At 70.9% G+C, this 18,793-nt stretch carries 19 protein-coding genes and 1 pseudogene; 10 read left to right on the top strand and 10 right to left on the bottom strand.

The features are described 5' to 3' along the window. Positions 1-50 precede the first annotated feature (50 nt). Entirely contained in the window at positions 51-449 is a 399-nt protein-coding gene (locus ACH4DZ_RS00100) for a hypothetical protein (RefSeq protein ID WP_398284578.1), read from the bottom strand. A gap of 271 nt (positions 450-720) precedes the next feature. On the opposite strand from ACH4DZ_RS00100, the gene ACH4DZ_RS00095 reads away from it, so the two are divergent. The 5 genes from ACH4DZ_RS00095 to ACH4DZ_RS00075 all read left to right on the top strand — a co-directional run bounded on the left by ACH4DZ_RS00095 (position 721) and on the right by ACH4DZ_RS00075 (position 7,444). Next, positions 721-3,900 (top strand): AfsR/SARP family transcriptional regulator, encoded by a 3,180-nt coding sequence (locus tag ACH4DZ_RS00095; RefSeq protein ID WP_398284577.1) that lies wholly within the window; start codon positions 721-723, stop codon positions 3,898-3,900. A 254-nt stretch (positions 3,901-4,154) separates the two neighbouring features. Beyond that, positions 4,155-4,808: a M15 family metallopeptidase gene (locus ACH4DZ_RS00090; protein WP_398284576.1), complete on the top strand. Its 654-nt coding sequence runs from the start codon at positions 4,155-4,157 to the stop codon at positions 4,806-4,808. A 42-nt stretch (positions 4,809-4,850) separates the two neighbouring features. Further along, complete coding sequence (locus tag ACH4DZ_RS00085) at positions 4,851-5,606, top strand: RNA polymerase sigma factor (RefSeq protein WP_398284575.1); 756 nt, start codon at positions 4,851-4,853, stop codon at positions 5,604-5,606. A gap of 8 nt (positions 5,607-5,614) precedes the next feature. Then, positions 5,615-6,487, top strand: a complete 873-nt coding sequence (locus ACH4DZ_RS00080) for an NlpC/P60 family protein (RefSeq protein WP_398284574.1) — start codon at positions 5,615-5,617, stop codon at positions 6,485-6,487. Between the two features lie 75 nt (positions 6,488-6,562). After that, on the top strand, positions 6,563-7,444 hold the full coding sequence (locus ACH4DZ_RS00075) for a M23 family metallopeptidase (protein WP_398284573.1): 882 nt from the start codon (positions 6,563-6,565) through the stop codon (positions 7,442-7,444). Between the two features lie 68 nt (positions 7,445-7,512). Here the strand turns inward: ACH4DZ_RS00075 and ACH4DZ_RS00070 are convergent, their stop codons facing one another. Beyond that, on the bottom strand, positions 7,513-7,935 hold the full coding sequence (locus ACH4DZ_RS00070) for a hypothetical protein (protein ID WP_398284572.1): 423 nt from the start codon (positions 7,933-7,935) through the stop codon (positions 7,513-7,515). Between the two features lie 92 nt (positions 7,936-8,027). Then, positions 8,028-8,420 carry a hypothetical protein gene (locus ACH4DZ_RS00065; RefSeq protein WP_398284571.1) on the bottom strand — a complete coding sequence of 131 codons (393 nt, stop codon included), beginning with the start codon at positions 8,418-8,420 and terminating at the stop codon, positions 8,028-8,030. Between the two features lie 472 nt (positions 8,421-8,892). Between ACH4DZ_RS00065 and ACH4DZ_RS00060 the strand changes: the two are divergent. Next, positions 8,893-9,057 (top strand): annotated as a pseudogene (locus ACH4DZ_RS00060) (TetR/AcrR family transcriptional regulator); the annotation flags it as partial. Positions 9,058-9,131: 74 nt separating this feature from the next. On the opposite strand, the gene ACH4DZ_RS00055 reads toward ACH4DZ_RS00060, so the two are convergent. Next, positions 9,132-10,004, bottom strand: coding sequence for a helix-turn-helix transcriptional regulator (locus ACH4DZ_RS00055; RefSeq protein WP_398284570.1), 873 nt, complete (start codon positions 10,002-10,004; stop codon positions 9,132-9,134). Positions 10,005-10,182: 178 nt separating this feature from the next. On the opposite strand from ACH4DZ_RS00055, the gene ACH4DZ_RS00050 reads away from it, so the two are divergent. Continuing rightward, entirely contained in the window at positions 10,183-10,644 is a 462-nt protein-coding gene (locus ACH4DZ_RS00050) for a nuclear transport factor 2 family protein (protein WP_398284569.1), read from the top strand. A 511-nt stretch (positions 10,645-11,155) separates the two neighbouring features. On the opposite strand, the gene ACH4DZ_RS00045 is transcribed toward ACH4DZ_RS00050, so the two are convergent. Further along, positions 11,156-11,929, bottom strand: a complete 774-nt coding sequence (locus tag ACH4DZ_RS00045) for an IclR family transcriptional regulator (RefSeq protein WP_398285429.1) — start codon at positions 11,927-11,929, stop codon at positions 11,156-11,158. A 181-nt stretch (positions 11,930-12,110) separates the two neighbouring features. On the opposite strand from ACH4DZ_RS00045, the gene mhpD reads away from it, so the two are divergent. The 3 genes from mhpD to dmpG are packed head-to-tail and all read left to right on the top strand — an operon-like array spanning position 12,111 to position 14,880. Then, positions 12,111-12,932: a 2-keto-4-pentenoate hydratase gene (mhpD, locus tag ACH4DZ_RS00040; RefSeq protein WP_398284568.1), complete on the top strand. Its 822-nt coding sequence runs from the start codon at positions 12,111-12,113 to the stop codon at positions 12,930-12,932. Then, a complete protein-coding gene (locus ACH4DZ_RS00035) occupies positions 12,929-13,867 on the top strand; it encodes an acetaldehyde dehydrogenase (acetylating) (protein WP_398284567.1) in 939 nt (312 codons plus the stop codon). The genes mhpD and ACH4DZ_RS00035 overlap by 4 nt, the downstream gene beginning before the upstream one ends. Continuing rightward, a complete protein-coding gene (dmpG, locus tag ACH4DZ_RS00030; RefSeq protein ID WP_398284566.1) occupies positions 13,864-14,880 on the top strand; it encodes a 4-hydroxy-2-oxovalerate aldolase in 1,017 nt (338 codons plus the stop codon). The genes ACH4DZ_RS00035 and dmpG overlap by 4 nt, the downstream gene beginning before the upstream one ends. Before the next feature lie 93 nt (positions 14,881-14,973). Here the strand turns inward: dmpG and ACH4DZ_RS00025 are convergent, their stop codons facing one another. The 5 genes from ACH4DZ_RS00025 to ACH4DZ_RS00005 all read right to left on the bottom strand — a co-directional run. Then, entirely contained in the window at positions 14,974-15,369 is a 396-nt protein-coding gene (locus tag ACH4DZ_RS00025) for a hypothetical protein (protein WP_398284565.1), read from the bottom strand. 118 nt (positions 15,370-15,487) lie between these two features. Beyond that, positions 15,488-16,423, bottom strand: coding sequence for a 2,3-dihydroxyphenylpropionate 1,2-dioxygenase (locus ACH4DZ_RS00020; RefSeq protein ID WP_398284564.1), 936 nt, complete (start codon positions 16,421-16,423; stop codon positions 15,488-15,490). Next, on the bottom strand, positions 16,423-17,415 hold the full coding sequence (locus ACH4DZ_RS00015) for an alpha/beta fold hydrolase (protein ID WP_398284563.1): 993 nt from the start codon (positions 17,413-17,415) through the stop codon (positions 16,423-16,425). Before ACH4DZ_RS00015 ends, ACH4DZ_RS00020 begins: the two co-directional genes overlap by 1 nt. A gap of 53 nt (positions 17,416-17,468) precedes the next feature. Further along, a complete protein-coding gene (locus tag ACH4DZ_RS00010) occupies positions 17,469-18,020 on the bottom strand; it encodes a cupin domain-containing protein (RefSeq protein ID WP_398284562.1) in 552 nt (183 codons plus the stop codon). Between the two features lie 47 nt (positions 18,021-18,067). Further along, the coding region (locus ACH4DZ_RS00005) for an SDR family oxidoreductase (RefSeq protein WP_398284561.1) at positions 18,068-18,793 on the bottom strand (726 nt) is incomplete at its 5' end.

Raw genomic sequence — 18,793 nt, 5'->3', positions numbered from 1 at the left:
GGAGGGCTACTCGGCGGGGCACATGGGCAGGCCGCCCGTGAACCCGGCGGTCAGAAGCAGTCCCCGAAGTTCTGGGAGACGCCGGGAACGGGCTGCATGTCCCCGCCGCCCCGTACGTACACGGCGCTGATCCAGCCGCGCGGGCCGCCCGCGTCCACCTGCACCCACCAGTCGTTGACGTGACCGGAATCGCGCACCACGTCACCTCGGTTCTGGCAGTACGCGGTGACGTGCATCCGGCTGATCCGTACGCGATCGTACGGCTCGCATTCGTAGCCGGCGCAGGAGCGCATGTGCACGTTCGTCGCCCACACGTACACCTGGGTGGTCTTCGGCTTGGCGTGCGCCGGAACCGTGGTGAGCAGGGACAGGACGGCTCCCGTCGCTGCCGCGCCGGCCAGGACGGCCCGGCGCAGTCGGGATCGGCGGAAGGGGCTGGTGATCGTCATGGAAGCCTCGGCTTTCCGTGCTGGGAAGACGGTGTTGTGCGCTGGACGCCGTCGGCGGCGCTCTCGTATGAGCGGACTGCAGAAGCGTCCGGTGGTGTCGCGGCGCCGCCGAGGACGGCAGGCCCGCCGGACACGATTCCTCTCTCCCCCTCCCCGCACTCCGGGACCCGCCCCGGCCCGCCAGAAGGACGGAGCCCGTCCGGTTCCTCCTTTCCTGTCCCGTTCCCGCCGGTAGGGTGGCCCCGTCGCTGACCTGCTCGGACGGGGAATCATGCTGGACGTGCGTCTTCTCGGCCCGGCCGAGGTGTGGTTCGAGGACCGGCGCCTTTCGTTGGGCGGTCCCAAACCGACTGCGCTCCTTGCCGCGCTCGTCACTCATCCGGGGGAAGTCGTCTCCACCGAGCGGCTGGTGGACCTCGTATGGGAAGAACACCCGCCCGTGACCGCCGGCGCCCTCGTGGCCTCGTATGTCGCGGCCCTGCGCCGGGCGCTGGCCTCGGTGGGCGCCGCCCGCGCTATCCAGACCCGTTCCCCGGGCTATCTGGCCGACTTCCCCGTCGAATGTGTCGACGCCCGCCGCTTCGAGGCCGCTGTCGTGCTGGGGCGTCGCTCCGCGGCTGAGGGCCACACCGCCGAGGCGGCGGACGCTTTACGGCAGGCGTTGGAACTGTGGCGTGGCCGGGACGCGCTGGAAGGTCTCTGGCAGCTCTTCGCGCGTACCGAGGCGTCCCGGCTCGTGGAGTTGCGGCTCGTCGCCCGGGAGGAGGTGTACGCCCTCGATCTGGTGTTGAACCGCGCGGATGAGGTGATTCCGGGGCTGTGGGCGCATGTGTGCGCCCATCCGCTGCGCGAGCGGGCGCGCGGACAGTTGATGAGCGCGTTGTTCCGTGTCGGCCGTGTCCCGGACGCCTTGCGTGTCTACCGGGAAGGACGCGAACTGTTCCGTGCCGAGCTGGGCATCGATCCGGGACCCGAGCTGCGCGCTCTGCACCAGGCGTTGCTGCGGGGTGACACCGCTGTGCTCGGCCTCCCGCGCCCCGCATCCGGCACTGCCCGCTTGCCCCGTACCGGCCCTCCCGCCTCAGCACCCGCCACTCCCGCTGCACAGGCTTCCGCCGCCCCCCTACCTGCCGGCGTCCCCCGCGCCATTGGTGCACCCGCGCGCGTTCCGTCGCAACTGCCGCCCGATGTCGCCGACTTCGTCGGGCGCGCGGAACAGATCGCCTGGGTGGTCGCTGTCCTGGCGGACAGCGGTGCCCCGGGGCGCACGGCCCCACCGGTCGGCGTCATCACGGGCCGCTCGGGTACCGGCAAGACCGCCCTCGCCGTGCACGCGGGCCACCGGACGGCCGACCGGTTCCCCGACGGCCGGCTCTTCCTCGACCTGCGGGCCGCGGACGCGGCACCGCTGGAAACCACCGCCGCACTGGCCCGGCTGCTGCGAGCCGTCGGTGTCGACCCCGAAGCGCTGCCCGCCGACGCCGAGGACCTGCTCGCCCTCTACCGTACGCACCTGACCGGCCGCCGCGTCCTGCTCATCCTGGACAATGCCACCGGCGAGGCACAACTGCGGCCTCTGTTACCGCCCGGGCCCGGCTCCGGCGTCCTCGTCACCAGCCGACGCCAACTCGTCGCCCTGGAGGGCGCGGTCCGCCTGAACCTGACGGCGCTCGCCGAGCCGGAAGCGATGGAACTGCTCGGCCGGGTCGCCGGACCCGAACGGACCGCGGACGAACCCGACACGGTCAAGGAGATCGTCCGGCTGTGCGGGCGGCTCCCGCTCGCGGTGCGGATCGCCGGCGCCCGGCTCGCCGCCCGCCCCCACTGGGCGCCCGCCCGGCTCGCCGTCCGGCTGCGCGACGAACGCCGCCGCCTGGACGAACTGCGCGCCGGGGACCTCGAACTGCGCACCGGCCTGGAACTCGGCTACGCCGAACTGGACCCGCAGGAACAGCGGGTGCTGCGCCGGCTCGCCCTGCTGGAACTGCCCGACTTCGCCGCCTGGACTGCCGCCCCCCTGCTGGACCTGAGTGTGGAGGACGCGGAGGACGCCGTCGAACGGCTCGTGGACTGCCACCTCATCGAACTCGTCGGTGTCGACGGGGTGGGCCAGCTCCGCTACCGCATCCACGACCTGGCCCGCGAACACGCCCGTGAGCGCTGCCTGGCGGAGGAGACCCCACAGGAACGCGGGGCCGCCGTGGAGCGGTTGGTCGCCTGCTGGCTGGCGCTGGCCCGGGAAGCTGCCGCCCGGGCCCCCGGCGGCGCCTCCCGCCTGATGTGCGGCCCGCATGCCGGACAGCCGATGGACGCCGCTGTGCGGGAGGCACTGCTCGCCCGCCCGGCCGACTGGTTCGCCGCCGAGCAGGCCAGTCTGACCGCGGGCGTGGTGTACTGCGCCGCCCACGGCCGGGCCCGGGCGGCCCGGGATCTGGCCGGCGTGTTGATAGCGAGTTCGGTGGCCCTCTACAACCGTTTCGACGCCTGGTCGCGCTCGCACACCCTCGCCCTGGAGGCCGTACGCCGCTGCGGGCAGACCGAGGACGAGGCCTGGCTGCTGAACGGGCTCGGCCAACTCCGTTACGAGGAGGACCAGTTCGACGATTCGTACACGTACTTCGCGGACGCCCTGCGGCTCTTCGAGCGGATCGGACCCGAACCGGCCGGCGCCGACGTGGCCCGGGGGCGGGCCGCCGCGCTCGCCGGCATGGGCTCGGCCCGCCGCGAACAGGCACGCTACGCCGAGGCCCTGGAAAGGCTGGAACCCGCGCTCGCCGCGTACGAACACCTCGGTGACCCGGTCGCCTGCGCCCACATCCGCTACGGCATCGGCTATGTCCACCGTGAGCAGGGCCGGCACGAGGAGGCATGGCGTGAACTCACCCGCGCCCTGGAGCTGTACCGGAAGGCCGCGGACCGGCACGGCGAGGCGCTCACCCTACGTTCGCTCGGCCTGTGCCACCGGGCGCTGGGCCGGCTCGCCGAGGCGGAAGACTTCTTCACGCAGGCCCTGAACCACTTCGAGGCGGACGACGACGTGTTCGGCGCGATGTACACCGGGCAGTCGCTGGCCAAGGTGTACATCCGCCAGGGCCGGCTCGCAGAGGCCCGGGAGCGGCTCGCGGGCTGCCTGGCGATCACCCGGGAACGGCAGGACACCTTCGGCGAAGCGCTCGTGCTGCGCACGCTGGGAGAATGCGGGCTCGCGGACCGGGACCCGGACGCCGCCGAGGAGGCACTGCACAGCGCGCTCGGCCTGTGGGAACGTCTGGACCTGCCGCTGTGGCGGGCCCGCACGCTGCGCGACATGGCCACCGTCGCCCGTATCCGCGGCGACGATGCGTCCGCCGAGGCCGCACGCGCAGACGCCCAGGAGGTCTTCCGCCGCCTGGGCAGCCGGGAGGCGACGGAGGACGGCCGACCGGGCGAAGGCCCGCCGGCCACAACCTGAGACGACGACCGGCCCACGGCGGCCGATCGACCCATGATTCCCACGGCGACCGACCGCTGCACGCGGCAGACCGGCGGCAGACCGGTCCGCGGCGGCCGACCGGCCCACCGCCCGCGGCCAGCCCGGCCCCGGCCCCCGCCCCCCAAGGCCCCCGGAGCTCTGCAGACGCCTGCACAGGGCCCTGTATACGCCTGCAAAGGACTCTGCAGAGGATGTGCATCATTTCTGCAGGCCCCCCGGACACCGTTGACGGCATGACAGACATCATCCTGCTCTCGGATCCCAGGGTGGCCCGTACTCCCGTCGAGGAGTGCGATGAGCCCCTGGCCGACCTGCGGACGGACGGCAGACTGCGGATGGATGCCCGGCAGGCCGACGGCGACGGCTCCTACGCCCATCTGCGCACGGGGGCGCTGGAGCGCCTGGTCGAAGCGCAACGCCGACTGCCCGACGGAGTCCGCTTCCTGGTGGTGGAGGGCTTTCGGCCCCCCGGACTGCAACGCCGTTACTACGAGGAGTACGAGGCCGTCATGCGGACCGCACACCCGGGCGCTTCGCAGGCGCGGGTTCGCGAGGTCACCAGCGCGTACATCGCGCCGCCGGACGTGGCGCCGCACGTCAGCGGAGGAGCGGTGGACCTGACCCTGTGCACCGACGACGGCACCGAACTGCCGCTCGGCACCGAAGTCAACGCCACCCCCGAGGAGAGCGCGGGCGCCTGCCGCACGGCCATGCCGGGCATCGGCACCGAGGCCCGTGCGCACAGGGAACTGATGGAGCGAGTCCTCACCGCAGCGGGGTTCGTCAACTACCCGACCGAGTGGTGGCACTGGTCCTACGGCGACCGCTACTGGGCCCTCGTCACCGGTCGGCCGGCCGCCCGCTACGGGCCCACCGACCTGGTTTGACCTACCCACGGAACCTGGACACCTGCGCGGACGGGGAACCCCATGAACAGCACAGGCACCGACATCAGCACCCGTGCCGACCACCCGGCCGGCACGGGCACCGGGACACCGGCCCGCAGCGACTGGATGACGCCCCAGGAGTTCGACACGGCGTTCACCGCCGCCATGCCGCGACTGCGGCGCCGGCTGCTCGCTCTGACCGGTGACCCGCACGACGCCGACGACCTCCTCCAGGAGACCTACCTGCGGCTCGCCCGGCGAGCCCACGCCCGCCGGCTCGCCCGTCAACGGCATGCCTACGCCTACACCTGCGCAGCCGCCCTCAATCTGCTGCGCGACGCCTGGCAGCAGACATCCCGCCGCGAAGTGTGCAGCGGACGGCTGCCCGACCGGGGCTGGGACGGAGGCCTAGCCCTCCGCGAGGCGGAGTCCGCAACCGTCGACCTGCTGCGCGGCCTGTCCGAGAAGGAGGCGGCGGCCGTCATCCTCGTCGATCTCGAAGGGCTCAGCCACGACAGCGCCGGGGAACGACTCGGCACGCACCGCGGCACCGTCCAGCGCAACCGGCAGCGGGCACTGGCCAAGATCCGTGCCGCACTCCACGCATACGGACCGCTCCCGCCCGCCGTCTCGTCCACACAGGCCCGCGGAGGCGAAGACCGGCCCGCCCAGGACCCGGCGGCGCAGCACGGCACCGATCCACCGACACACCACTCACCCACGCACCAGACACCCGCACAGCACGCACCCGCACACCGAGAGCAAAGGAAACCGGGGAACGACACATGCGCCGCATGAACCGGACGATGACCGCCGCAGGAGGCATCCTGCTCGCCGCGATGCTCGGCACGACCACTGCCACTGCCACTGCCACCGCCACCGCTACACCGGCAGCGCCACAGCGCCCGGCCGCAGCGGCCGACTGCCGGCCGCTCGCCGAGGCCTCAGCACAGGCCCAGGCAGTCGTCAACGCCGCGTGCAGCCAGCTGGGAGTCCCGTATTCCTGGGCCGGCGGCTCCATCCACGGCCCCACCTACGGGAAGGACTACCCGCATGGTGGTCCCGGATCGCACGACAGCCAGGTGAAGGGCTTCGACTGCTCCCATCTGGTGCAGTACGCGGCCTGGCAGGGCGCGGGCATCCGGCTGCCCGAGGGCTCCTGGAACCAGGCGCAGTGGCAGGGCGCCACCGCCCGTTTCGACCGCGGGCAGGGCACCGCACCGCTCCAGCCCGGCGACCTGGTCCTGTGGGCGCGGGACCCCGGCAACCTGGGCACCGTGCACCACATCGCCGTCTATCTGGGCGGCGGCAAGATGGTCGAGGCCCGCGAGTCCGGTACACGCGTAATGGTCAGCACCGTCCGCCTCAACGCGCAGTACGCGGGCGCCATCCGCATCACCGGCGGCGGGGGAGGGCCGGCCCCGGGAACCAAGCGGTACGTCACCTGGGGCACAGGCGTCAATCTGCGAGCCCAGCCCAGCACCCGGTCCGAGACCAAGGCCCGGTTGAACGGGCCCACGTCCGTCGACGTGCAGTGCCAAAAGCATGCCGAGCCGGTCGAGGCCGAGGGTCACCGCAACGACGCCTGGTCGTACCTGCCGGCGTACGGCGCCTGGATCTCCAACATCTTCATCGACGACCCGAAGGCCTGGCTGGACGTCCCGGTCTGCGACTTCTGACCCCACCCTCGGCTCCCGGCCAACCACCCGCGCACGTCTACCAGTTCGTGTGCCCGTACGAAGGACACCACCTCCATGTCGACATCCTCGTCCCGCCCCCGGCTCCGGTCCACGCCCGCTGCCGAGTCCGCCAAGGCCGCCGAGTCCGTCAAGGCCGCCGTACCGGCGGCCCGGCGTCCAAGGCGCGCCGTCCGCATCGCGGTCGCGCTGGCCGCCGTCGCGTCGGCCGTCGCGCTGGTCCCGCTGCCTGCGGCCCACGCCGTCGCCGCACCCGGATCCGTCCCGGCGGCCGTCGCCTACAGCGGTTCGTGTCCCGCCGCCGGGCGGGTCACCCAGGGCTACCACTCCGGCCACGACGGTGTGGACATCGCCAACACCCGGGGCACGCCCATCCACGCAGCCGGCCCCGGCACCGTCATCGTCTCCGGCCCCGCGAACGGATACGGCCAGTGGATCCGTATCCGCCACGACGACGGAACCGTCACCGAGTACGGCCACATGTACGAGCGGCTGGTCTCGGTCAACCAGCGGGTCGACAGCGGCCGGCTGATCGCCCGGATGGGCTCCGAGGGCCAGTCCACAGGACCGCACCTGCACTTCGAGGCACACACCTCGACATCCAGCACGCGGGGCACGAACCCGATCGACTACCTCGGCGCGCGCGGAGTGCGCCTGCCCTGCACGCCGGGCGGTGGCGGGACCCCGGGCACGAACTTCACCACCTGGGGCTCCGGCATCCGGGTCCGCGAGGACGTACGGCTGAACTCCCGCGTCGTCACCACGCTGTCCGGGCCGACCCCGGTCCACGTCGACTGCCAAAAGCGCGGCGACATGGTGGCGGCCGAGGGCCACCGCAACGACGCCTGGGCCCATGTACCGGCTCTCGGCGGCTATCTGTCCAACATCTACATCGACCACAAGGACGCCTGGCTGCCGGGCGTCCCCGAGTGCCGCTGACCCAGTCACCATGACTGTGCCCCGGACCCTCGTCAAAGGGCCCGGGGCACAGCCATGGTGACTGGGGTTCAGCAGTGGGGAAGGCCGCCGGCCACGACGCTTCCGGCCCAGGCCCAGACCCCGTAGTACTGGACGCCGCCGAAGTCGACGTTCAGCAGGTACCACTCGTTGGTGCCGTAGCCCCCGGACGAGACGTACTCGCCGCGGGTGTAGCACTTGGCCACGCCGCTGCCCCATTCGGAGCCCGTGCTCGCCACGATCCGGTACGACCTGGCGGGCCCGGAGCGGACGTTGCTGTGCGGCTGGAGGATCCTGCCGCTCGACGCCACGCGCTCTGACGACGGCAGCGACATGGATGACGTGGGCGACGCGGATGACGTGGACGGCCGAACGGTGTTCCCGGCCTGGGCCGGCACGGCGGCGGCCCCGGACAGGGCGGCGGCCGCGGCGGCCACCACGGCCATGGAAAGACGGAAGCGGTGCTGGGGCATGGTGAACTCCTTCGATGACGGAACTGAGGCAGTCGGAGCGAGCCGAACGCGCGAGGGCACCCCGCCGGTGTCGAGCCGGCGGCGTCTCCCGGTCAGCAGGGGCGCACCGAGTCGGAGGGGTCGCGGCCGATGGCGACGTTGCCGCCCCACACCCACACGTCGTTGTACGGACCCGTGGTGAGATCCACGCTGTCGTGGACGCTGCCTCGATACCAGACGTCGGTGCCGTAGCCGCCGGACTTGATGTACTGGCCGCGTGAATAGCAGACGCCGTCCAGGTAGAACCGGTCCTTGACCGAACCGGTGTTGACGACGGTGCCACTCTTGGTGTGAGGAGCCGAGCGGACGTTGCTGTGCGTCTGCAGCGAGACGTAGAAACCGGCATGGGCGGTGCCCGCCGAGCACAGGACGGCCAAGGCGGCGCCGGCCGCGACACAGGTCGCGGTCAGCCTACCGCGCCCCCTGGTCCGCGAGGTTGTGGTCATGAATGCTCCTTCGGCATCAGGTCACAGCGCGGGACGGAGACGGTGAATGCCCGCGCGTTGCTAGGACGGGACATGCAGGGCCGTCGTATGTCCGCGCACTCGATCTGGTCGTCCATCGCCGTCTCCGGCGCCGTCTCCGGGCACGGGGGAAGGGATCACACTCGGACGGGCGCGTGGCCGAAGCCGGCAGGGGCAGCTGAGGGGGAGGACGCGGTCGGTCAGCCGACCGATGAGGTGGGTCTCGGCGAGCTGGGCATCGGCGAGCCGGTCCGCTGCAGCCAGCCGGTCGACCAAGCGCTTCAGCCCGCCGGCCTCGACGGGGACCCAGGCAGTGAGGGCGTTCAGGGTGATGCCGTGGCCGCCGGGACCGTCCCGTCCTCGCGAGGGGGCCCCATGTTCTTCGTCAAGGGTCTGGGCAGTCTCTGCCCGGGGTTCGGTCTTCTTTGCGGGGCGTGAGACTGGAAGTCGCCGCATGGACGCGTGCGCGACCGCCGGGACGATCCGTAGTGACGTCCGGCCCACCGACATCGGCGCCGCCCTCGAAGGCATCGCCCTGACCTCGGCAGGCACCGAACACCGACAGCAAGAAGAACGCCTGCTCGACCTCACCCTGGACGGCCGCGCCGTTCGCCCATGAAATACCGGGTACGGTTCGCCGAAAGCTGTGATCTCTCAGAACTGCTCACTTGTGCGAGCACAGATGGGCGCGGATCAGCTGGGTGTGGTGGTGGGCTGGCCGGCGATGGCGGTGAGCCGGAGCCTGGTCTCGTCCTCGCTGCCGGGTACGGCGGTCATGATCACGATCTTGAGGTCGAAGTCGCCGTCGGTCAGGATGTCGCAGTCCACCGTGACAGGTCCCACTGCGGGATGATCGACCGTCTTCTGGTCCTCGCGGTGTGCGGCTACGCCTCCGGCCGCCCACAGCTCGGCGAACCTCGTGTTGGCGCTCAGCTCACGGATCAGCGTGGCAAGGCGTTTGTCCTGGGGGTAGCGGCCGGTGGCGCGGCGCAGGTCGGAGACGACGGCGGCGTCGGTGGCCCCCCAGTCCGCTTCGGTCACGGGCCACAGTGCGAGGTGGGTGGGTCCGTCATCCAGGGGGAACCTGTCGCGGGCGAAGTTGCGCAGACGCGCCGGTGAGGTGGATGGGTCGCCCACGAGGCCGGCCCATCCGCGGTTCCACCACACCAGCTGCCAGTCCGCCGCGAAGACGGCGACCGCGACGTCCCCGAGCCGGGCGAGTACCCGTTGCACGCCGGGCGTGAGGTGGTCGGAGATCGTGCCGCCCGCCGGAAGGGCGAGGCGCGCCAGCCGGTACAGGTGGTCGCGTTCGGCCGTGGACAGTTGCAGGGCGCGTGCCAGCGATGCCACCACCGGCGCCGAGGGGGTGGTGGCCCTTCCCTGCTCCAGGCGCACGACGTAGTCGACCGACATCCCGGCGAGGTCGGCCAGTTCCTCGCGCCGCAGCCCGGTGGCGCGGCGTCCCGAGGCCACTGGCAGTCCGGCGGCCGACGGAGGAAGCCGGCCGCGCCACGTGCGGATCATCGCGCCCAGGCCGATGTCGGGTGTCGTCGTCATGATGGCCATTCTTCCTGCATTCTGGGCCGCCCGTGTGATGCGAGGGTGGTACAGCTCTTCCTACCGTCGAAGCGTCTCTGGTTCGCATCTCCCGGCCGCGCCACCATAAGGGACATGACGTTTACCGGATCCGGGATCGGTCGAAACTCCCGGCCGGACCAGCAATTCACCGTGCAGGGAGAATACAATGACCAACGCTGAGAACGCACTGTCCCGTCTGCTGGACGAGGCAGCGGTCCGCGACACCGTCGCTCGTTTCGCCGACGCTGCCACCCGAGGTGACATCGACCGTTTCCGCGCGACCTGGGCCACGGACGCGGAGTGGACGATCGGGGAGAGGGTGCATGCCGTCGGTGTGGACGACATCGTCTCCACGTACCAGAAACTGCGGGAGGGGCGGGACTTCTTCGTGCAGTTCGCGGTGCAGGGACCCATCGAGATCTCCGGTGACGAGGCGACCACCAGCATCATCTGCCACGAGGCCGCGCGCGGACCGGGCGAGACGTATTACAGGAACCACTGTGTGACCGCGGACCGTCTGAGGCGCTCGGAGGACGGCTGGGTCTTCACCAGCCGCTCGTTCCAGTACCTCTGGCTCGACACGTCCGCATTCACAGGCGACGCCTTCAAGCTGCCTGCCGGTTTCTGACTCCGGTCGGCATCCGCTGCTCGGAGAGCGGAACTCGCGGTGCCTGAGAGGTCCTTTTCATCTGGCGACCTCCCTACAGCCCGGGCGGGTAAGCGTAGATGGTGTCGGACTTGAGATCCTTTTGTATTGGGTGGGGCCGGACTGATCGCCAGCCGATCTCTCGGAGCGACAACGGGAACTGTGTCGGTGAGCGCTTGACGCGGTTATGGACCGCGAGTCCCAACAGGTCGGGCTCGGTCACGCGGGAGAACATCTCGATGTACGTGCCGGTGGTCGTCAGGTCCTGGCCGGAAGAGCGGAACACCACCGAGTCGAGTGTGACGTTCAGCGCCTTCTCGAAGCGCTCCCCGGCCCTCCGTCCGCCCCGCGGGACACCTCACCCTCGAAGGACCTGGCCCGCCAAGCCCCCACCGGCGCCCTGCGCATCGCGATTCTCCGCCCCGCCGGCCCCGTCCTTCTCCTCACAGCATGGGCCATATGGCGGGCGAGGGCGATCACCTATCGGTCCGCCTCATGGGCCGTTTGATTCGCGGCGGGCAGAGAACCCGGAGCCCTCTCGCCCGGTCCCGCCGGAGCGCAGTACCCGGGACAGGCCGAGGGCCGCCGTCCGTACGGCAGGTGCCAGCTGGGCCGGGCGGAAGCGAGCCAGCGGCACGGCGACGGACAGCGCGGCCACCGCCGTCGGCCCGTCGAACACCGGTGAGGCGATGCAGCTGACCCCGAGGGCCGCCTCCTGCTCCTCATAGGCGAGCCCGGACACCTGGATCTGCTCGATCGCGGTGCGCAGCCGTGCCGGGTCCGTGACCGAGTGAGGGGTCAGCCGAGGCAGTGGTTCGCCCAGGACTTCCTCGGTCAGACCGGATCCGGAGAACGCCAGCAGCGCCTTTCCGACACCCGTGCACGTCAGCGGCAGTCGGCCACCGATCCGGGAGGGCAGCGCCAGCGCCTGATGACCGTGGATCCGCTCCACGTAGACCACATCCCGGCCCTCCCGCACCCCGAGGTGCACTGTCTCGTGCGTGGCCTCGAAGAGGTCCTGGAGAAAGGGCAGCGCCGTCTCCCGCAGGTCGTGCCGGCGCGGCACCAGCGATCCCAGCTCGAAGAGCTTGCCACCGAGCCGGTAGGTGTCCGCGTCGCGGTCGAGCAGCCCCAGGCGCACCAGGTCGGCGCACAGCCGGAACGCGGTCGCCTTGGCCAGTCCCGTACGGGCGGTGATTTCTGTCAGACGGAACGCCCCGCCGTCGGGTCGGTAGCAATCCAGGATCATCCCGGCCTTGTCGAGCATGTTCCCTTGGGTGCTGTTCCGCGTCATGGAACACATTTTGCCGGGTCTCCGCCCGTACTCCTATACCTGTCCTGTACCGGCGCGCCTGCCGTTGCCGCCTGACACCGACGCGTCTCCCCGTCCCGGAGGTACCCCGCATGTCCGATCCGCACCGCCGCCCCACCGCGCCCGGCAGGCCCGCATGAGCGTCCATGAGTCCGCTGACGCGGCGACGAAGGTGGCGGCCGTCCTCGCCGAGGCCGCTCGCACGGGAGTGCCGTGTCCGCCGGTACGCGCACTCCTTCGCGATCAGGACGTCGAGGCCGCCTACGCGGTGCAGCGGCTGTACGTCGACCGTGCTGTCGCCGAGGGCCGACGCCTGGTCGGCCGCAAGATCGGCCTGACCTCGCCCGCCGTCCAGCGGCAGCTCGGAGTCGACCAGCCGGACTTCGGGGCGCTCTTCGCCGACATGGCGGTACCGGAAGGGCAGCCGATCGCACCCGGCCGGCTGCTCCAACCGAAGGTGGAGGCCGAGGTCGCCCTGGTGCTGGGCACGGACCTGCCGCACCGGGACCCGACCGTCGCGGACCTGCTGCGGGCCACGGCCTTCGCGCTGCCCGCGCTGGAGATCGTCGACAGCCGTATCGCCGACTGGGACATCACCATCGTGGACACCGTCGCCGACAACGCCTCCTGCGGTCTGTACGTCCTCGGCGGCACCCCCGTCCCCCTGGACCGCGTCGACCTGCGCGCCGTGGCCATGACCCTGACCAAGAACGGCGAGACCGTCTCGCGGGGCACCGGCGCCGACTGCCTGGGCAGCCCGCTCACCGCGGCCCTCTGGCTGGCGTCCACCCTCGCCGGAATGGGTGACCCGCTGCGCGCCGGTGACATCGTCCTGACCGGTGCGCTCGGTCCCATGGCGGTCGCCGCCGAGGGCGACGCGTTCACCGCTCGGATCGAAGGACTCGGCACGGTGAGCACAGTGTTCGCGCCCGTCGCCGCGGAAGGACCGGACTCATGACCACGAAGGTAGCCGTCATCGGATCGGGCAACATCGGCACCGACCTGATGATCAAGGTACTGCGGCTCTCGGAGTCACTGGAGATCACCGCGATGGCGGGCATCGACCCGGACTCGGACGGTCTGGCTCGCGCCCGCCGCCTGAAGGTCGCAACCACCCACGGGGGCGTCGACGGCCTGGTGGAGCTGGACGAGTTCACGGACGTGTCGATGGTCTTCGACGCCACCTCCGCCGGCGCCCACCGCCGCCACGACGAGGTGCTGCGCGCCCTCGGCCGCACGGTCGTCGACCTCACCCCGGCCGCGCTCGGCCCCTACGTCGTCCCGCCGGTCAACGGGGACGCCCACCTGGACGCGCGCAACGTCAACATGGTCACCTGCGGCGGACAGGCCACCATCCCGGTCGTGGCCGCTGTCACCGCCGTGACCCCCGTCCACTACGGCGAGATCGTCGCCTCCATCTCGTCCCGCTCGGCCGGTCCTGGCACCCGCGCGAACATCGACGAGTTCACCGAGACCACCTCCTCCGCCATCGAGAAGGTCGGCGGCGCGGCCCGCGGCAAGGCGATCATCGTCCTCAACCCCGCCGAACCCCCGCTGATCATGCGGGACACCGTGCACTGTCTGGTCGGCGACTGCGACGACGCGGCCGTGACCACCTCCGTGGAGGCGATGGTCGCCCGTGTGCAGACCTACGTGCCCGGCTACCGCCTCAAGCAGAAGGTGCAGTTCGAGCGGGTCGCACCCGACGACCCGCTGCGCGCCCTGGCCCCCGGCGGGGCCGGCGCCGTCAAGGTGTCCGTCTTCCTCGAAGTGGAGGGCGCCGCCCACTACCTGCCCGCCTACGCCGGCAACCTCGACATCATGACCTCGGCCGCCCTGCGCACCGCCGAGCGCATGGCCGCACACCGCGCCACGGAGGTGGCATCCCGATGACCCCCCTCTACGTCCAGGACGTGACCCTGCGGGACGGCATGCACGCCGTCCGCCACCGGTACACCGTCGAGCAGGCCCGCACCATCGCCGGCGCGCTCGATGCCGCCGGGGTGGCCGCGATCGAGATCGCCCACGGCGACGGCCTGTCCGGCTCCAGCATCACCTACGGCGTCGGCGCCCACACCGACTGGGAGTGGATCGAAGCTGTCGTGGGCGCCGTCACGCAGGCGATTCCCACCACACTGCTGCTGCCCGGCATCGGCACCCTGCACGACCTGAAGCAGGCCCACTCCCTCGGCATCCGCTCGGTGCGCGTCGCCACGCACTGCACCGAGGCCGACATCTCCGCCCAGCACATCGCCGCGGCCCGCGAGATGGGCATGGACGTGGCCGGGTTCCTGATGATGTCCCACATGGGCGAGCCCGCCGAACTCGCCCGGCAGGCCAAGCTGATGGAGTCCTACGGCGCCCACGCGGTGTACGTCACCGACTCCGGGGGCCGGCTCACCATGGACGGCGTCCGTGACCGCGTCCGCGCCTACCGTGAGATCCTCGACCCGGCCACCGGCATCGGCATCCACGCCCACCACAATCTCGGCCTGGGCGTGGCCAACTCGGTCGTCGCCGTCGAGAACGGCGTCACCCGTGTCGACGCCTCCCTCGCGGGCCAGGGTGCCGGAGCGGGCAACTGCCCCCTGGAGGCGTTCGTCGCGGTCGCCGACCTGATGGGGTGGGACCACGGCTGCGACCTGTTCCCGCTCATGGACGCCGCCGACGACGTCGTACGCCCTCTCCAGGACCGCGAGGTCCGCGTCGACCGCGAGACCCTCACCCTCGGATACGCCGGCGTGTACTCCAGCTTTCTGCGCCACGCCGAGGCGGCGGCCCGCCGCTACGGCGTCGACACGCGGGCCGTCCTCGTGGAGGTTGGCCGACGCGGCATGGTCGGGGGGCAGGAGGACATGATCACCGACATCGCCCTGGACCTGGCAGCGGACCGTCCCACCAGCTGACACCCAGCCATGAGGCGGGGGTTGGCAGTCACGACCACGACTGCCAACCCCCTACAGGTCCCGCTGCGATCGGTGACGCTGTTGGATCGTTTTCTACGGGAGGTTGACACCCGCGGTGTACGTACCGGCGTTGTCGGCGGTGACCTGCACCTGATAACCGCTGACCGGTCCCACGTAGGAGAGCGTCTTGTCGGACCCACCGCTCGGCGCGGTAGCGACGGTTTCCTGGCCGCCCGGGACGAGTCGTACCAGCTTCAGGCCGTAGTCGGTGCCGTCCGGACCGTCGAGGCAGACGTCGATCGTGCCTGTCTGCAGGGATATGAGGTATCGCCAGGGCAGTGACGTTTCGCCGGCTGCCGCCGGGCGGGTCTGGACGTGCTCGTATCCGGAGCAGTCGGACGTCGATGCGACAGCCGGCTGTGCGAGAGCAACCGTTCCGGCCAGGATTCCTGCGGTCATGGCCATGGCCATGACGGGGTGCTTCTTCATTTCGTGCCTCCATACCCTGAGATCATTTTCGGATTCCGCGCATACGTGGTGCCGTCGATGTGGTTGAGCGTGAGGGCGCGCCGAACGTCGGCGGGGAGGAAGCCACTGGGAACCGGGATCAGTCCACGGGGAATGTCGTACCGATTCCCATACCTGTGATCCACTCCGGCACCGGCTCGTAGCTGGTCCACTGCAGTGGCTGTCCCACCGCCACCTGCCCGATCAGCCAGCACCGCACTTCGTGCCCTCCTCTGCCCGCGTTTTCCTCCAGTCCGTCGTCGTCCAGCGCGGCGACGGACTGCGCGTCGGCTGCGGAGAGGCGGTCGAGAAACCAGGCGTCCCAGGTCTCGTTGACCCGTGCGTCCGGATTTCCTCCCATGGCGCGTACGCGTGGCTCGCGAGCCACGGCGAAGGCCCGGACATCGGTCCGGCCATGGATCAGAGCCGTACGGCGCTCGCCCACCACTCCCACGTCGCGGGGGTCGTTCGTGGGCAGCCAATGGGACAACCCACCGCTGGCCGCGACCAGCACCCTGCCGGGATATTCCGCGTCTCGCAGCGCCGCCCCCAAGGCGTGGCCCAGGGCCACACAACGGTCCAGCGACGGCAGGGGAGGAGCGGCGGTGTTGACGACCAGCGGCACCAGCGGCACGGCGACGGCACCTGTGATCATCTCGTAGGTCTGCACAATGCCGTGGTCGACGGTGAGGGAGTACGACAGGGACAGATCGAAGCCGGCCCCGGTGAGGCTCGTGTGTGCGGACCAGGCGAGGTTGCCCGCGACGGGGAGCCGCCCCGCGGTACTGCCGTAGTCCCCGAAACCGGTGACTTCCTCGACACCCAGCATGAACGGTGGCATCACGTCGTAGAAGTTGGCGTGAAAGTGATCCGGTCCGATGACAACGACGGCGTCGGGTGCGAGTCGGTCGACCGCGACGCGCACCCGCTCCGCGTCGGCGAGGAACCGCGCACCGGGGCCATCGGCGCGATCCGGGGGCAGCAGACTTGCGAACGGGCTGTGGGACATCCCCACGAAGCCGATGACCTCGGCCATCAGGAGTGCTTCCTTCCCAGGCTGGCAGGGCTGGCAGGGCTTTCCGGGCTTTCCGGGCTTCCGGGACGGAGCCAGTCGCGGTGGGCGGCAAGGAATTGCTCCGGCTTCTCCCACTGCGGCCAGTGGCCCGCGTCGTCGATGACGTGCAGGTGGGCATCGGGCAGCCAGTCCAGAAGCATGTGCGCCTCGTCCAGGCCCCCGGTCGGGTCATGGCTGGTCCACAGCAGCAGCGTGGGCGCGGTCACCCGGGACACCCACGCGGGATCCCAGGCGAACCGGCGCCGCACCTCAGGATCCTGGAGGACCAGGGTGTTGCTGACGGCGTCGATGTACCCGGGCCGTGAGTAGATCTGTCGGCGCAGATTGACCAGCTCGTCGGTGACCATCTCCTTGTGGTGGAAGAGGAACTCCACCCTGCGACGGACCGTGGAGTCGCTCGGATCGCGTACGGCCGCCAAGGTGCTGTCCCGCAACCGGGCCATCACTTCGGGTTTGTTGGCGATGTTCCCGGGAGTGTTCAGCACCAGCCGTGCTACCCGCTCGGGATGGTGTGCAGCGCACCACGCGGCCACCCATCCGCCCAGCGACTCCCCGGACAGGTGAGCCCGGTCGATTTCGAGGACGTCCAGGAGAGAGACCAGATGCTCGGTGAGCACGTCGATGGTGTACGGCAGGTCCGGCAGGTCCGACCAGCCGTGGCCCACCATGTCATAGGCGGTGACGTGGAAGTCCTGGGCCAACCCCGCGATGTCACGGGCGTATGCCTCCAGGTGGCCCCCGGTGCCGTGCAGCAGCACCAACTCGGGTCCGGCGCCCGCCTGGAGGACGCGGGTGCGCACCGACCGGCCGGACAGCCGGACGTCGACGTGTCGCACAGTGTGGTCCAGGGCAGCCAGTTCAGCCCACACGCTGATGTGCTCGGGGACGGCGGATCCGGCGACAGGTGCGGTCGCCGGAGGCTCTGTCCGGCCTGCGGTGTCGATGCCTTCCATGGCGTTCAGGGCTCCTCACGGGGGTCGGATCGGTGGATGCGCGGTCGGCGCCGCTACTCGAAGTGGGCACGGGCCTCGGCGAGAGTGACGAGTCCCGCGCTCTCCCTGCGGGCCAGGCCGAACAGGGCGAGCAGCCGGGAGTTCTCGATCGTGAGGAACTCGACGGGGTGCTCGGCGGAATCGTTGAAGTGGCGGTGCCACGCCCACGGAGGGGTGTAGATGAAGGAGCCGGAGCGCCAGGTGATGGAGTCGGGTTCCGCGTCCGTTCCCCCGTGCGCGGAGTCGCGGTGGCTCCCCGCCGAACTGTCGGCTCGCTCGATCTCGCTGTGTCCTTCGCCTGCGATCACGAAGTGCACGGTCTCGTGGTAGTGCCGTTGCATGTCCGAGCTCTCGTTGGGCGGGATGACCTGGCGGAAGAGCTCGAAGGTGGAGGTGGGCAGCCTGCCCGCGACCCGCAGCTCCGTGGGGTTGGGCACGGTCCCGGGCGGAATGGTCTCCAGGTCCTCGTCGTGCACCACCAGCGGTCGCGCACCGCCAGGGCGTACTACAGGAGTGAGGGCGGCCAGGAAGTCACCCAACACGAAACCGGGGCCTGAAGTGCTCATCGGGTGTCGTCCTCTCGTGGTGCCAAGTCTGGGCTCATGCGGGGAACCTATCCGGGGACCTCGGTACGGCCGCCGTCCACGGTGAGGACCGTCCCGTTGACATAACCGGCTTCCGCGGAGGCCAGGAACGCGACCGCCGCGCCGATCTCGGCGGGGTGCGCGGCCCGTTGGGCAGGGATGTCGGCCTGGTCCTGCTGCATGACGGTGGTCAGGTCGAGGCCGGCCGCGTCGGCACGGCTCTGCAGCACCTCCAGGCGGCGGGAGGTGAGGGTGGCGCCGGGAGCGACACAGTTGACGGTGACGCCCTGGTGCGCGTACTCCCGGGAAGCCAGGTTGACCGCGGCCGTGACCGCCGGACGCAGCACGCTGGAGGAGGCGAGCTGCGGCTGGGGCTGGCGCACCGCCGTCGAGGTGAGCACCACGACGCGCCCGAAGCCACGCCGGGCCATCGCGGGCAGGGCGGCTCGCATCAGCGCCAGAGGCGCCAGGAGCAGCAGGTCGACATCGTGCTTCCACTGCGGCTCGGCGATGTCGAGAACCCTTCCCGGCGCCGGACCGCCCGAGGAGACGACAAGGATGTCGAGTGTGCCGTGCCGCCGCTGGACCTCGGCGACGGCGTCGGCCGCGGAGCCGGAGTCCGTCAGGTCACACACGAGGTGGTCGACGTCGTCACCCAGGGCGGCGGCGGTGTGGGCGAGCGTTTCGGCGGTGCGGCCGAGGAGCACGACGCGGTGTCCGGCGGCGCGCAGCGCGGCCGCGGCAGCCGCGCCGAT

This window comes from Streptomyces sp. NPDC017991, assembly GCF_044328075.1.
In the GTDB taxonomy this organism is placed as follows: Bacteria; Actinomycetota; Actinomycetes; order Streptomycetales; family Streptomycetaceae; genus Streptomyces.
This window is presented reverse-complemented; position numbering and strand designations above follow the sequence as displayed.